General features: G+C 59.4%; 13 protein-coding genes. All 13 read left to right on the top strand.

The features are described 5' to 3' along the window. Window positions 1–74: 74 nt before the first annotated feature. The 13 genes from fghA to C4S59_RS17970 all read left to right on the top strand — a co-directional run bounded on the left by fghA (window position 75) and on the right by C4S59_RS17970 (window position 13,777). Entirely contained in the window at window positions 75–899 is an 825-nt protein-coding gene (gene fghA, locus C4S59_RS18030) for an S-formylglutathione hydrolase (protein ID WP_103911794.1), read from the top strand. A 20-nt stretch (window positions 900–919) separates the two neighbouring features. Further along, complete coding sequence (locus C4S59_RS18025; protein WP_103911764.1) at window positions 920–1,300, top strand: c-type cytochrome; 381 nt, start codon at window positions 920–922, stop codon at window positions 1,298–1,300. A 145-nt stretch (window positions 1,301–1,445) separates the two neighbouring features. Further along, a complete protein-coding gene (locus C4S59_RS18020; RefSeq protein ID WP_103911763.1) occupies window positions 1,446–3,245 on the top strand; it encodes a methanol/ethanol family PQQ-dependent dehydrogenase in 1,800 nt (599 codons plus the stop codon). An 82-nt stretch (window positions 3,246–3,327) separates the two neighbouring features. Next, a complete protein-coding gene (locus tag C4S59_RS18015) occupies window positions 3,328–3,873 on the top strand; it encodes a c-type cytochrome, methanol metabolism-related (RefSeq protein WP_103911762.1) in 546 nt (181 codons plus the stop codon). Further along, window positions 3,854–4,702: a quinoprotein dehydrogenase-associated putative ABC transporter substrate-binding protein gene (locus C4S59_RS18010; RefSeq protein WP_103911761.1), complete on the top strand. Its 849-nt coding sequence runs from the start codon at window positions 3,854–3,856 to the stop codon at window positions 4,700–4,702. Before C4S59_RS18015 ends, C4S59_RS18010 begins: the two co-directional genes overlap by 20 nt. Beyond that, the gene (locus tag C4S59_RS18005; protein ID WP_103911760.1) at window positions 4,699–5,238 is read left to right on the top strand and encodes a PQQ-dependent catabolism-associated CXXCW motif protein; all 540 of its coding nucleotides are present in this window, start codon (window positions 4,699–4,701) and stop codon (window positions 5,236–5,238) included. The genes C4S59_RS18010 and C4S59_RS18005 overlap by 4 nt, the downstream gene beginning before the upstream one ends. Window positions 5,239–5,411: 173 nt before the next feature. After that, window positions 5,412–6,458, top strand: coding sequence for a C4-dicarboxylate TRAP transporter substrate-binding protein (locus C4S59_RS18000; protein WP_103911759.1), 1,047 nt, complete (start codon window positions 5,412–5,414; stop codon window positions 6,456–6,458). Between the two features lie 60 nt (window positions 6,459–6,518). Beyond that, the gene (locus C4S59_RS17995) at window positions 6,519–7,028 is read left to right on the top strand and encodes a TRAP transporter small permease (RefSeq protein WP_103911758.1); all 510 of its coding nucleotides are present in this window, start codon (window positions 6,519–6,521) and stop codon (window positions 7,026–7,028) included. A gap of 2 nt (window positions 7,029–7,030) precedes the next feature. Continuing rightward, window positions 7,031–8,368 carry a TRAP transporter large permease gene (locus tag C4S59_RS17990; protein WP_103911757.1) on the top strand — a complete coding sequence of 446 codons (1,338 nt, stop codon included), beginning with the start codon at window positions 7,031–7,033 and terminating at the stop codon, window positions 8,366–8,368. A gap of 10 nt (window positions 8,369–8,378) precedes the next feature. Next, the gene (locus tag C4S59_RS17985) at window positions 8,379–9,227 is read left to right on the top strand and encodes an IclR family transcriptional regulator (RefSeq protein ID WP_234994827.1); all 849 of its coding nucleotides are present in this window, start codon (window positions 8,379–8,381) and stop codon (window positions 9,225–9,227) included. Between the two features lie 55 nt (window positions 9,228–9,282). Continuing rightward, window positions 9,283–11,385, top strand: a complete 2,103-nt coding sequence (locus C4S59_RS17980; protein ID WP_103911756.1) for a 3-hydroxyacyl-CoA dehydrogenase NAD-binding domain-containing protein — start codon at window positions 9,283–9,285, stop codon at window positions 11,383–11,385. 3 nt (window positions 11,386–11,388) lie between these two features. Further along, window positions 11,389–12,564 (top strand): acetyl-CoA C-acyltransferase, encoded by a 1,176-nt coding sequence (locus tag C4S59_RS17975; RefSeq protein WP_103911755.1) that lies wholly within the window; start codon window positions 11,389–11,391, stop codon window positions 12,562–12,564. Window positions 12,565–12,580: 16 nt separating this feature from the next. Beyond that, complete coding sequence (locus C4S59_RS17970) at window positions 12,581–13,777, top strand: acyl-CoA dehydrogenase family protein (protein ID WP_103911754.1); 1,197 nt, start codon at window positions 12,581–12,583, stop codon at window positions 13,775–13,777. Window position 13,778: the final 1 nt, after the last annotated feature.

Below are 13,778 nucleotides of genomic sequence, written 5' to 3'. Positions count from 1 at the left end.
GACGAAATCAACCACGGCTTCGATCTCATGCACGAAGGCAAATCAATCCGCGCCGTCGTGGAGTTTTGAGCCTGATGGAACTGGTTTCGGAAAACAGAAGCTTTGACGGCAAACAACTTGTCTTCAAACACCCGTCGAACACGACGGGCTGCGAGATGACCTTTGCCGTCTATCTTCCGCCCGAAGCGGAAGACGGAAAGGTTCCGGTTCTGTGGTACTTGTCGGGTCTGACGTGCACCCATGAAAACGCCATGACCAAAGGCGGATTTCAGGAACATGCGGCCCGCAACGGCATTGCGATCATTTTCCCAGATACCTCGCCGCGTGGCGAAGGGGTTGCTGATGACGATGCCTATGATCTGGGGCAGGGCGCCGGTTTCTATGTGAACGCGACCCGCGATCCGTGGAAGCCGCACTTCCGGATGTATGACTATATCACACAGGAATTGCCGTCTTTGGTGATGGATCACCTGCCGTTGGAAGACCGTCACGGGATCACCGGCCATTCGATGGGTGGTCACGGGGCGCTGACGATCGCGCTGCGGAACCCCGAACGCTATGATTCTGTGTCCGCTTTCGCGCCGATCACCCATCCGACGCAATCGGACTGGGGGCGTAAGCAACTGTCTGCCTATCTGGGTGACGATGAGGGTAACTGGTCGCAGCACGATAGCACTTTATTATTAGATGAGCTCGGCTGGAAAAATGATATTCTTGTCGACCAGGGGGCCAGCGACCAGTTCCTGGACCTTCTGAAACCAGAGGCTTTGGCAGCCGCCATGGCCAAAAGACGTCAACCCGGTCAGGTCCGGATGCAAAAGGGCTATGACCACTCGTACTATTTTGTCAGCACGTTCGCGGCAGACCACGTAGAGTGGCACGCAGAGCGGTTGCTCTGACAGACTAAGGAAGGACAAACATGTTCAAGAACATTCTCGCATCGGCACTGATGGTAGCAACATCCGCAGGAATCGCGGCTGCCGATGGCGATGCTGCAAAAGGTGAGAAAGTTTTCCGTAAATGCCAGGCATGTCATGCCGTTGGTGAAGGTGCAGAAAACAAAGTTGGCCCGGTGCTGAACGGTCTGATGGGCCGCGCTGTCGCAGCGGGTGAAGGTTTTGAATACTCTGATGCTCTGGCCGCTAAAGGCGCAGAAGGCGTTGTCTGGGATGAAGACACGCTGGCCGCGTTCCTTGAAAAGCCGCGCGACTGGGCACCGGGAACAAAGATGTCGTTCGCAGGTCTCCGTAAGGAAAAAGACCGTGACAACCTGATCGCCTATCTGGCGACGTTCCAGTGAGCCGCTGATCGGCTGACGCGAACATAAGAATGTGTGTGCCCGGGGGGAGGAGAACGAACCGGGCGCATACGGGCGGGACCAGTACTTCGGCCGGATCAACCGGTGGGTTTCGCTGATAACTGAAGTCTCAACAAGGGAGTTGGAAATGAAAAAGCTAGCGCTTTTGACATCCGGGATTGCACTTTGCGCGTCTATGGCGGCAGCAAATGACGGTCTCGTCGCTGATATGGCAAACCCCAACCAGTGGGCCATCCAAACCGGCGATTATAAAAACCAGCGCTTCTCGCAGCTGGACCAGATCAATGCGGAAAACGTGGGCGACCTGCAGGTTGCATGGACATTCTCGACCGGCGTTCTGCGCGGTCACGAAGGTTCGCCGCTGGTTGTTGGCGATACAATGTATCTGCACACGCCGTTCCCGAACATTGTTTATGCTCTGGACCTGGCCAACGAAGGCAAGATCAAGTGGAAGTATGAGCCCAAGCAGGACCCGAACGTTATTCCGGTCATGTGCTGTGACACCGTTAACCGCGGCGTAGCATACGCAGAAGGCAAAATCTTCCTGCACCAGGCTGACACAACTGTTGTTGCGCTGAATGCAGACACAGGTGCTGTTGAATGGTCCGTCGTAAACGGCGATCCGTCCATCGGTGAAACCAACACAGCCACAGTTCTGCCGGTGAAAGACAAAGTCATCGTCGGTATTTCCGGTGGTGAATTCGGTGTTCGTGGTTCTGTAACCGCGTACAACATCGCAGACGGTTCGCTTGCATGGCGCGCGTATTCCATGGGTCCGGACAGCGACATTCTGGCTGATCCCGAGAATACAACACACCTCGGCCAGCCGGTTGGCGCAGACTCGGGTACAAACACCTGGGAAGGCGACCAGTGGATGATCGGTGGCGGCACCACATGGGGCTGGTATTCCGCGGATCTGGAAGAAAACCTGATGTACTACGGTACAGGTAACCCTTCCACATGGAACCCTGCACAGCGTCCGGGTGACAACCGTTGGTCCATGACCATCATGGCACGTGACATCGACACAGGTATGGCCAAGTGGTTCTACCAGATGACACCGCACGATGAGTGGGACTATGACGGCATCAACGAAATGATCCTCACGGAGCAGGAAATTGATGGCGTTGAGCGCAAGCTTCTGACCCACTTCGACCGTAACGGTCTGGCGTACACCATGGACCGTGTTTCCGGTGAACTGCTGGTTGCTGAAAAGTATGACCCGGCTGTAAACTGGACAACAGGCGTCGACATGGACCCTGCGTCTGAGACCTATGGCCGTCCGGCTGTTGTTGCTCAGTACTCGACCGAGCAGAACGGCGAAGACGTGAACTCGACAGGCATCTGTCCTGCGGCTCTTGGTACAAAAGACCAGCAGCCTGCTGCGTACTCGCCCGAAACAGAACTGTTCTACGTTCCGACAAACCACGTTTGCATGGACTACGAACCGTTCCGCGTGTCCTACACAGCTGGTCAGCCCTACGTTGGCGCGACACTGGCGATGTATCCGGCACCTGACAGCCACGGCGGTATGGGTAACTTCATCGCTTGGGACAACATCAACGGTGAGATCGAATGGTCCATCCCCGAGCAGTTCTCGGTATGGTCCGGCGCTCTGGCTACCGCGGGTGACGTCGTGTTCTATGGCACGCTGGAAGGCTACCTGAAAGCCGTGTCCACAACAGACGGCACAGAGCTGTATCGCTTCAAAACACCGTCCGGCATCATCGGCAACGTGATGACCTACATGCATGATGACAAGCAGTACATCGGCATCTTGTCCGGTATCGGTGGTTGGGCAGGCATCGGCCTGGCGGCTGGTCTGACAAACCCGAACGACGGTCTGGGTGCTGTGGGCGGCTACGCTGCTCTGAGCGACTACACCGCTCTGGGTGGTCAGCTGACAGTGTTCTCGCTGCCGAACTAAGCGAAACCACATGAATAGGGCCGGTACGCCTCACCGGTGTGCCGGCCCGCGTTTTCTCACAAATTGAAAGGTCTGCGCTGACATGCGTACAGCATCTCCCCTTTTCGTCGCTGCGGCATTTGTGGTTGGACTACCGTTCGCTGCGTTCGCACAATCTGCTTCCTGGAGCGACCAGCCTATCGAGGCTGCTGCAGACGATCCGAATATCGCCGTCTCGTATGACGAAGATGGCCGCTACTACACCGAAGACGACATCCCGACGTTCAACATCAATGACGATGGCGCTGTCGACTGGCTGACATTCTCGGGTTTCCGCCGTTATCATTCGGAATGCCATGTATGCCATGGCCCTGATGGCGAAGGATCGACCTACGCGCCGAAGATCAAGAACTCGGCCGTGAACATGGACTACTATGATTTCGTCGACGTGGTTGTGAACGGCCGTATGAACGGCAACTCGGTCATGCCGCACTTTGGCGATAACGCCAACGTCATGTGCTATCTGGACGATATCTATACGTACCTGAAGGCACGCGGCATGGAGGCAATTCCCCGTGGACGGCCCGCCAAGAAAGAGGCGAAGTCTGATATGATCCGCGAGGCTGAAGATGCCTGCATGGGTTCGTAACTCTGTCACGACATTGATTGGTGCTGTGGCCCTCCTGCTGGCGCAGGTAGGGCCCGGTGCCGCACAGACGTCCGATCTGGTGTCCAAGACATCGTTTCGCGTCTGTGCCGATCCGGCCAACTATCCCATGTCGACCAAAGAAGAGACGGGGTACGAGAACAAGCTGGCCGATCTGATTGCGTCCAAGCTGGAATTGCCGGTGTCCTATGAATGGTATCCGATGGCGACAGGCTTTGTGCGCAACACGCTGAAAGCCAACAAATGCGATGTCATTATGGGATATGCGCAGGGCCACGAGCTGGTTCTGAACACCAACCATTATATGACGTCTGTTTTTGCGTTGGTCATGCCCAAGAACGGGCCGTTGGCCGCTGTTGATACGATGGGCGATCCGGCGTTGCAGGGCAAACGGATTGGCATCATTGCGGGCAGCCCGCCTGCGGATCACATGGCGCGTAACCGGTTGCTGGCGCGGGCCAAGCCCTATGATCTGGTCGTGGACCGGCGCTACGAAAATCCGGTCGAAACGATGTTGAACGACGTCAACGCAGGCGACACCGATGCGGCGATTTTGTGGGGGCCTTTGGCCGGTCCGTTGGTCAAGGAAAACTACCCCGATCTGATGGTTGTGCCTTTGGTCAAGGAAACGCTGCCGCCACGGCTGTTTTTCCGGATCACTATGGGTGTGCGTCAGGGTGAAAAGGTGTGGGAGCGTAAGCTGAATTCGCTGATCCGCCGCCATCAGGACGAAATTAACGCCATTCTGTCCGACGCGGGCGTGCCCTTGGTCAATGACATGGGCAACGCCGTGATCGAGGTCGGTCAATGAAACGGATCTGGGCAGCACTGGCGATCAGCTTGCTGCCCATTTGCGCAACCGCGCAGGACGAACCCAGCGATTACCGGATGGACCATTATCGTGGTCCGGTGCCCACCACATTGGCTGGCGGCACTGTGGTCGGCCCCGAAGAGGCGCATCGCCTGTGGGAAGAAGGTGCAACGGCCTTTATCGACGTGCTGCCCCAAGCCCCCAAGCCAGCCAACCTGCCACCCGGAACGATCTGGCGCGATAAGCCGCGCAACAGCATCCCCGGCGCGATCTGGTTGCCGAATGTGGGCTATGGCGCGCTGGCGGATGTGACCCACGACTATTTCAAACGCGGTCTTGCAAAAGTGACGAATGGGGACAAAACGCATCCCGTTCTGATGTTCTGTTTGGAAGAATGCTGGATGAGCTGGAACGCCGCCAAGCGCGCCTTGGAATACGGCTACACCACCGTCTATTGGCTGCCAGAAGGCACGGATGGCTGGTCTTTGTGGGATTATCCGCTGGAACAGATCACGCCGGAAGAGCCGCAGCCCTAACCGCAATTCAACGTCGATTTCCGCGCCGCCGCCTTGGGATCAGGGCGGCGTTTTTCGTGCGCTTGTCCGCCTGCGCGACGGAAGGTGCGAAATTAACTGTTGAACCGTCGCCCGAGTCTCGCTTAGCCTATTATGTGAAATGCAATTCCACATAGTAAAATTGGGAGGAGACTATGAAAAGATTGCTGGGCGGGGCCGTAATGGGCCTCGGGATGTTTGCTGCGGGTATCTCGCAAGCGCAAACCCTGTTTGTTGGTGAAGCCGGGCCGAACCGTGGCGCGCGCGCTGCGGCGTTGCAGGGCTTTGCCGATGCGGCGGCCGAGGCATCGGGCGGTTCTGTAACAATGGATATCCAATGGGGCGGTGCGCTGTTCAAGGCGAACGCGGCGCTGGCAGGTATTGCCGATGGCGTGGCCGATCTGGGTACGATCATCGCGGTCTACTTCCCGAAGGAAATGGTCGCCTACGGCATCGCAGACCTTCCTCTGGAAAACCCTGATGCATGGGTTGGCATGAAAGCCACGGATGAACTGATGCGCACAGACGCCAGCATTCAGGCAAACCTTGCGGATATGAACCTTGTCTACATCGGCACGTTCACAACCTCGGCTGTGCACATCGCCTGTAAGGGCGGCGCGATCCGGTCTGTGGATGACATCGCGGGCAAGAAAGTGCGCGGCGTTGGTGCCTACGGCAACACGTTCAAGGAATTCGGCGCGAACATGGTGCCGATGTCGATCTACGACGCCTATCAGGGTCTGGACACCGGCCTGCTGGATTGTTCGCAGGGCTATTCCTATGCCATCGCGGCGCTGAAGCAGCAGGAAGTGATCGACAGCTACACTTTGCTGAACTGGGGTCAGGTGGGCGCACTTGGCATCTTCATGAACAAAGACGCCTATGATGCGCTGGATGCATCCGCCCAAGAGGCGCTGTTGACCGCTGGTGCCGAAGTTCCGGATCTGCTGGGTGAACTGATCACGGCTGACAACGAAAAAGCTGTGCAGACCATGAAGGACGCGGGCGTCGAGGTGATCGAACTGGCTGCGGAAGAACGCTCGAAGCTTGTCGAGAAGGGCAATGTCTTTATCGGCGAATGGGTCGAAAAGGCGAATGCGGTTGGTCTGGACGGCGAAGCGCTGTTGGAGACCTACCGTGGTCTGATCGACAAATACACCGAAGAGCGTGACACCAAGGGCTATCCCTGGTTGCGCGGCTAAACGGCACTTGGTCCGGCCTGTCAGTGGCCGGACCTGACCCCCTGACTTTGGAAGACGACGATGTTGCGACGCATTGAGATGTGGTTGCTGGACCTTGCTGTCGCTGCGGTGATTGCGCTGGGTCTGTTGATCACTGTGACAGTTGTGCTGCGGGTGACGATGAATTCCGGCGTACCGGATACGATCGTGATGGTGCGTGAACTGATGGTGGCGGCGGTGCTGTTGCCGGCAGCGGCCACAACGGCCAACCGCGCCCATATCGTGGTCGAGGTCATTTCCAACAAATTACCTGTGCCTGTTCAGAACGCGCTGGTCGTGTTCGGGTCGGTGTTCGGCCTGATCGCGCTTGCTCCGCTGATCTACGCGGGCTGGCGCGAGATGACGCATACCTTTGCGTCGGGGGCATATTTCTTTGGTGATCTGGAACTGCCGAAATGGCCGGGGCGGGTGCTGTTCCTGCTGGGCATCGTCGTGTGCTGGGTCCGGTTGCTGGTTCTGGTCGTGGGCGACATTGCGCGGTTGCGCCGTGGGGAAACCCTGATCGAGAATGCTGACGGGGCAGGGGGCTGATTATGGACGGTACTCTGATCGGCCTTGTGGCGTTTGCCTCGGTCCTGTTGTTGCTTGGCCTGCGCGTGCCTATCGCCTTTGCGCTGGCGGGTGTCGCGACCATCGGGACGTTCCTGATTTTTGCCATGCGCACAGGGGTGTTCATGCCCGACCGTGCGATCCGGCCTACGACAAGCTTGGTCTTCTCGAACTCATTCGATCTGATCCATTCCTATGACTTGTCGATGATCCCGCTTTTTGTGGCGCTTGGTCACATCGCTTACCGGGCCGAGATCACGACCAAGATTTATCATGCCGCGCGCGTCTGGTTGGCGTCGGTCCCCGGTGGCGTGGCGATGGCGTCCGTTATGGGCTGTGGCGGGTTTTCCGCGATCACCGGATCGTCGATTGCCTGCGCCTCGACCATGGGCCGCATCTGTTCGCCGGAAATGCTGTCGATGGGCTATGACAAGCGACTGGCCACAGCCAGCGTTGCAGCAGGCGGTACGTTGGGGTCACTGATCCCGCCGTCGGTTTTGTTCATCATCTACGGCATTTTCACCGAGACCTCGATTTCCTCGCTGTTCCTTGCGGGGATCATTCCGGGTCTGATTTCGCTGTTGGGCTTTTTGCTGGTGATCTTCGTCTGGGTCTGGCGCGATCCGTCGGCTGCGCCGCGGTTCGAAGGCCAGATCACACGGGCCGAACGGATGCAGGCCGCGTGGGAGGCATGGCCGGCGGTTCTGCTGTTCGTGATCATCGTGGGCGGCATCTATGGCGGGTTCTTTACCCCGACCGAAGCTGCGGCTGTTTGCGTCAGCGCGGCGGTCATCATCGGCTTTGCGCAGCGCAAGCTGACGTTCAAGGCACTGTGGGAGTCGGTGCGCGAAACCTGTCTGCAAACCACTTCCATCTTTTTGATCGCCGCGGGGGCCAAGATTTTCGTGGCCTTCATCGCCCTGACCGGCGTGGCCAATGACATCGTGGGCTTTGTCACCTCGGCCGATCTGTCGGTGCTGGCCCTGCTTCTGGCGATTGCGGCGATTTACCTGCTTCTCGGCATGTTCCTTGATCCGATTGGCATCATGGTTCTGACCCTGCCGCTCTTGGTGCCGCTGGTCGAAAGCTATGGCTTCAACCTGATCTGGTTCGGCGTTGTGGTGATCAAGTTGCTGGAAATCGGGCTGATCACACCACCTGTGGGCCTGAACGTTTTCGTCATCGCAGGTGTGGTCGGTAAAGAGGTTCCGCTGGACCGGATTTTCAGCGGCATCCTTCGGTTCCTGACCGTTGATATCATCGTGCTGGCGCTGATCATGGCCTTCCCGATCCTGTCGCTTCTGATCCCGAGTTCGTTGTAGGGTGGCTGAAATGATCGAACCGCAGGAAACACGCCCCATGTCCGCCCCCAAATCCGACCGTTTGGAAGACGACCGCCGTTTCGCCACGACCCTTGCGCGCGGGCTGTCCGTGCTGCGGGCGTTCCGGCCATCAGATGACGGGCTGGGCAATGCCGAGATATCCGAGCGCACGGGCATTCCAAAGGCGACCGTGTCGCGGCTGACGTTTACGCTGCAATCGCTGGGGTATCTGAACCACGCGCACCGCCATGACCGTTATCGCCCGGGCCCCGCGCTGCTGGCACTTGGCAACGTTGCCGCGTCGTCGATTTCCTTTGTGGAACTGTCAAACAGCATCATGCAGCGGTTGGCCGATGAAACCGGCACGCTGGCGCTGTTGTTGGTGCGGGATGGAAAGAAGCTGCTGATCGCGAAAACTTGGCGGCCGCGCAATGTGTCGTCGCTCTGGCTTGAGGTCGGGCATCGTGTGCCGGTGAACAATTCGTCGTCGGGTCACGCGATGCTGGCGGCGGTCACGGATGACGGTTTTGCCCGCATGATGGATGATATCGACGGCGACCGTGGCCTAGCCGAAGAGCGTGCCCGCGAGGTCCGGCGCGATGCTTATTCGCAGTTGATTGCGCAAGGCTATGTGATCGCCGACCCCACCGACTATTTCGCGCCGCACATCCATGCGGTCGCGGTGCCGTTCCAGTCGCGCGATCTGAGCGAGCCTGTGGTCTTTACCTGCGGCGCGCTGCCCGCCGATCTGACGCAGGAACGGATGCGCGAAGAGGTCGGCCCGAAGCTGGCCGAAGGGGTGCGCGAGCTTGAGAATTTGATGGGATTGCCGTCCGCCATCGTGCGGCGGTCTGGGTGAATAAATTCTGCTGAATGGAATCCAATTCGGACCAGCGGGATTAAAGGGAGGACACATGACCGATCATGTGAAGTACGAACGCGACGGCGATATCGCCGTTATCACAATCGACAATGGCGCGGTCAATGCGCTGTCGCATGCGGTGCGTCAGGGGTTGGGTGTAGCCGTCGACCGCTTTGCCAAAGATGCCGATGCAAAGGCGTTAGTGATTACTGGCGCGGGGCGGTTGTTCATCGGCGGCGCGGATATTTCGGAATTCGGCAAGCCGCCGAAAGAGCCCTTTCTGCCTGCTGTTCTGAACCGGATAGAAGCGCAGGAAAAACCCGTGGTCGCGGCCATTCATGGCGTCGCTTTGGGTGGCGGTTTCGAGGTGGCTTTGGCAGCCCACTATCGCATTGCGGCGAAGGATGCAGTTGTTGGTCTGCCCGAGGTCTCGCTGGGTGTGATCCCCGGCGCGGGTGGCACACAGAGGGTGCCGCGTTTGGCCGGTGTGGCAACCGCGTTGGAAATGATCCCAGCGGCGGGGCGCTGGCCTGCGGGCAAGGCGTTGGAGCATGGATTGGTCGACGCGCTGAGCGACACCAATGACATGCGGGCCGAGGGCATCGCCTATGCCAAAACGCTGCTGGCCGATGGCAAGGGCGCGCGCCCCATTGCTGCGATGCCGCGTCCCGAGTTTGATGCGGAGGCCTTCAAAGCGGCGCGCGATCTGTGGGCCAAGAAGGCCAAAGGGCAGGTGGCGCAACTGACCGCGATTGACGCGATTGAGGTCGCGACCCAAACCGATCTGGCGGACGGTCTGAAAACCGAACGCGAGTTGTTCATGAAGATGATCGACACGCCGCAGCGCGCCGGTTTGATCCATGCGTTTTTCTCGGAACGGAAAGTCACGCAGCTGCCCGAACTGAAGGGCGTTGAGGCGCGCGATCTGGGCAAGATCGGCGTTGTCGGTGGCGGCCTGATGGGATCGGGTATCGCAACGGCGGCATTGCTAAGTCATCTGCCGGTCGTGGTCGTCGAACAGAACCAAGAGGCCGCCGATAAGGCCCGAGCGACGATCACCAAGAACCTGAACTCTGCCGTCAAACGCGGGAAGATGACCGAAGGCCAGCGGGATCAATTGCTGGAACACGGGCTGACCTGTGCGGTGGGTTACGATGCGCTGTCGGATGTTGATCTGGCGATCGAGGCGGTGTTCGAGGACATGGGCGTCAAGAAAGCCGTCTTTGCCGAACTCGACCGTGTGATGAAGCCCGGTGCGGTGATGGCGACCAACACGTCCTATCTGGATATCAACGAAATCGCGGCCAGCACTTCGCGTCCGTTCGACGTGATCGGCCTGCATTTCTTTTCGCCCGCGCATATCATGAAGCTGCTTGAGATTGTTGTGGCGGATCAGACCGCTGCGGATGTGACCGCGACGGGTTTTGCGCTGGCCAAGCTGCTGCGCAAAACGCCGGTTCGCGCGGGTGTTTGCGACGGGTTTATCGGCAACCGCATCCTGTCGACCTTCCGCGCGGCGGCGGACCGGATGGTTCTGGCCGGGGCCAGCCCCTATCAGGTTGATGCCGCGATCCGTGACTTCGGCTTTGCCATGGGCCCCTATCAGGTGGCCGATCTGGCGGGTCTGGATATCGGGTTCATGACGCGCCAGCGCAAAGCGGCCGAGGGCAAGGCCGACAGTGTTCAGCCCACGTGGGCGGATGAGCTTTATCACATGGGTCGGATCGGCCAGAAAAGCGGGCGTGGCTATTACATCTATGATGATGCGCGCAAAGGCACGCCGGACCCCGAGGTGGATGCCCTGATCGCGGCAGAACGGGAAAAGGCGGGTGTTGCCGAGTGCAGCTTTACCGATGACGAGATCCAGCGCCGCTATATGTGCGCGATGGTCAATGAAGGGGCCAAGGTTCTGGGCGACGGTATCGCCGCGCGGCCCTTGGACATCGATGTGACTTTGGTGGCGGGCTATGGCTTTCCACGGTTCAGGGGCGGCCCGATGAAGTGGGCGGACCTGACGGGGTTGCCCACGGTTTTGGCCGATCTGGAACGTTTTGCCGAAAGCGATCCCGCGTTCTGGGCACCCGCGCCGTTGCTGCGCCAGTTGGTCAGCGAAGGCCGTGATTTCGACAGTTTGAACACGGGCGAGGGAGCCTGATTCATGACAAACGCAGTTCTGGTTTCCATCGCCCGTACACCCATCGGCAAAGCCAAGCGCGGCGCGCTGAACGCCACCCACGGCGCGACGATGGCGGGGCACGTTGCCGCCGCCGCCGTGGAACGGTCGGGCATCGACCCCGCGCTGATCGAAGACAGCATCTGGGGTTGCGGATACCCCGAGGCCGAAACAGGCCGCAACATCGCGCGGCAGGCGGTGATCCGTGCGGGCCTGCCCGATACCATCGCGGCCACGACCGTGAACCGCTTCTGCGCCTCGGGCCTTCAGGCGGTCGCCATGGGGGGGCAGATGATCGCTGGCGAACGGGCACGTGCCGTTCTGGTGGGGGGTCTTGAGTCCATCTCGCTGGTCCAGCCGCCTGCGAAATCGGTAGCGGATGACTGGATCACCGAACACCGGCCCGACCTGTATATGACCATGATCGAAACCGCCGACATCGTGGCGGACCGCTATGGCGTCAGCCGCGACGCGCAGGATGCGCTGGCCTTGCAAAGCCAGCAGCGCACAGCGGCGGCACAAGAGGCGGGGCGCTTTGACGCCGAGATCGCGCCGATGGATGTTATCAAGGCGGTGACCGACAAAGCGACCGGTGAAACATCCATGGTCGAGGCACGGTTCACGCAGGATGAATGCAACCGTCCGTCCACCACTTTGGATGCGCTTCAGGGCCTGACACCGGTTCGGGGCGAGGGCCAGTTCGTGACGGCAGGCAACGCATCGCAACTGTCTGACGGCGCTGCCGCGCTGGTTATGATGGATGAGGCTGAGGCCGCGAAAGCGGGGCTGGAGCCGCTGGGGCGTTACCTTGGGTTTGCCGTTGCGGGCTGTGCGCCGGATGAAATGGGGATCGGCCCCGTCTTTGCCGTGCCGCGCCTGTTGGAGCGCCATGGTTTGACCGTCGATGACATCGACCTGTGGGAATTGAACGAGGCCTTCGCCAGCCAGCTGATCTATTGCCGTGACCGTCTGGGCATCGACAACGACAAGCTGAACGTCAATGGCGGGTCAATTTCCGTGGGTCATCCCTTCGGGATGACCGGCGCGCGGATGACGGGGCATCTGATGATCGAAGGCAAACGCCGCGGTGCCAAGCTGGGCGTTGTCACTATGTGTATCGGGGGCGGTCAGGGGGCCGCTGGCCTGTTCGAAATTTTCTAAGAAGGAACATGGATCCATGGACCTAAGCTATACGCCGGAACAACTTGCCTTTCAGGACGAGGTGCGGAGTTTCCTGCAGGATAAACTGCCTGCGCATCTGTCCGATAAGGTCAAAGGCGGTAAACGTCTTGGCAAGGCCGACTATGAGGAATGGCACGCCATACTGAACGAACGGGGCTGGCTGGCCGCAACGTGGGCGCCTGAATATGGCGGTACCGGATGGGATGCTGTGCAGCGCCATATCTTCGAGATGGAAACAACCGCCGCCGGTGCCCCGCGCATCGTGCCGTTCGGTCTGCACATGCTGGGGCCGGTTCTGCAGAAGTTCGGCAATCAGCAGCAAAAGGACTATTGGTTGCCGCGTATCCTGAACGGGGATGACTGGTGGTGTCAGGGCTATTCCGAACCGGGGGCGGGGTCGGACCTTGCCAGTGTGAAAACCACGGCGGTGCGCGATGGCGATCATTACGTGGTGAACGGTCAGAAGACATGGACCACGCTGGGCCAGTACGCCAACATGATCTTCTGCCTTGTGCGCACCTCGAAAGAGGGCAAGCCGCAGGAAGGCATTTCCTTCCTTCTGGTCGACATGGACACGCCTGGCGTCGAAGTGCGCCCGATTGTTCTGCTGGATGGCGAGGCCGAGGTGAACGAGGTCTGGTTCGACAACGTGCGTGTGCCGGTCGAAAACCTTGTGGGCGAGGAGAACAAGGGCTGGACCTATGCCAAGTATCTGCTGACCCACGAACGCACGAACATCGCAGGCGTGGGCTTTGCCCGTCAGGGGCTGGCGAACTTGCGGCGGATTGCGGGGCTGGAACAATCCGGTGGTCAGCCGCTAATCCAGAACCCGTTTTTTGCGGGGCGTTTGGCGCAGGTCGAAATTGACCTGATGGCGATGGCGACCACGAACCTGCGCGTGATCGCGGCGGCGGCGGCAGGCAATGCGCCCGGTGCGGAAAGCTCGATGCTGAAGGTCAAAGGCACAATCATCCGGCAAGAGATCAATGCGCTCACTCGGCAGGCGATTGGCCCCTATGCCGCGCCGTTTGTATCCGAGGAACTGGAGGCCGGCAGCAATGCTGATCCGGTCGGGCCGGAGTACGCGATGGCGGGCACGCAGGCTTATTTCAACAACCGAAAACTGTCGATCTATGGCGGCTCGAACGAAGTGCAGCGCCAGATCATCAGCAAAGCAATTCTGGGGCTGTGAT

The organism is Thalassococcus halodurans, from assembly GCF_900108225.1.
Taxonomy (GTDB): domain Bacteria; phylum Pseudomonadota; class Alphaproteobacteria; order Rhodobacterales; family Rhodobacteraceae; genus Thalassococcus; species Thalassococcus halodurans.
The sequence above is the reverse complement of the archived record's forward strand: the minus strand, read 5'-3'. Positions and strand labels throughout refer to the sequence as shown.

Excerpts from the sequence above, each read along its gene's own strand:
- fghA (WP_103911794.1), top strand. The coding sequence starts at position 75 with ATGGAACTGGTTTCGGAAAACAGAAGCTTTGACGGCAAACAACTTGTC.
- C4S59_RS18025 (WP_103911764.1), top strand. The coding sequence starts at position 920 with ATGTTCAAGAACATTCTCGCATCGGCACTGATGGTAGCAACATCCGCA.
- C4S59_RS18020 (WP_103911763.1), top strand. The coding sequence starts at position 1,446 with ATGAAAAAGCTAGCGCTTTTGACATCCGGGATTGCACTTTGCGCGTCT.
- C4S59_RS18015 (WP_103911762.1), top strand. The coding sequence starts at position 3,328 with ATGCGTACAGCATCTCCCCTTTTCGTCGCTGCGGCATTTGTGGTTGGA.
- C4S59_RS18010 (WP_103911761.1), top strand. The coding sequence starts at position 3,854 with ATGCCTGCATGGGTTCGTAACTCTGTCACGACATTGATTGGTGCTGTG.
- C4S59_RS18005 (WP_103911760.1), top strand. The coding sequence starts at position 4,699 with ATGAAACGGATCTGGGCAGCACTGGCGATCAGCTTGCTGCCCATTTGC.
- C4S59_RS18000 (WP_103911759.1), top strand. The coding sequence starts at position 5,412 with ATGAAAAGATTGCTGGGCGGGGCCGTAATGGGCCTCGGGATGTTTGCT.
- C4S59_RS17995 (WP_103911758.1), top strand. The coding sequence starts at position 6,519 with ATGTTGCGACGCATTGAGATGTGGTTGCTGGACCTTGCTGTCGCTGCG.
- C4S59_RS17990 (WP_103911757.1), top strand. The coding sequence starts at position 7,031 with ATGGACGGTACTCTGATCGGCCTTGTGGCGTTTGCCTCGGTCCTGTTG.
- C4S59_RS17985 (WP_234994827.1), top strand. The coding sequence starts at position 8,379 with ATGATCGAACCGCAGGAAACACGCCCCATGTCCGCCCCCAAATCCGAC.
- C4S59_RS17980 (WP_103911756.1), top strand. The coding sequence starts at position 9,283 with ATGACCGATCATGTGAAGTACGAACGCGACGGCGATATCGCCGTTATC.
- C4S59_RS17975 (WP_103911755.1), top strand. The coding sequence starts at position 11,389 with ATGACAAACGCAGTTCTGGTTTCCATCGCCCGTACACCCATCGGCAAA.
- C4S59_RS17970 (WP_103911754.1), top strand. The coding sequence starts at position 12,581 with ATGGACCTAAGCTATACGCCGGAACAACTTGCCTTTCAGGACGAGGTG.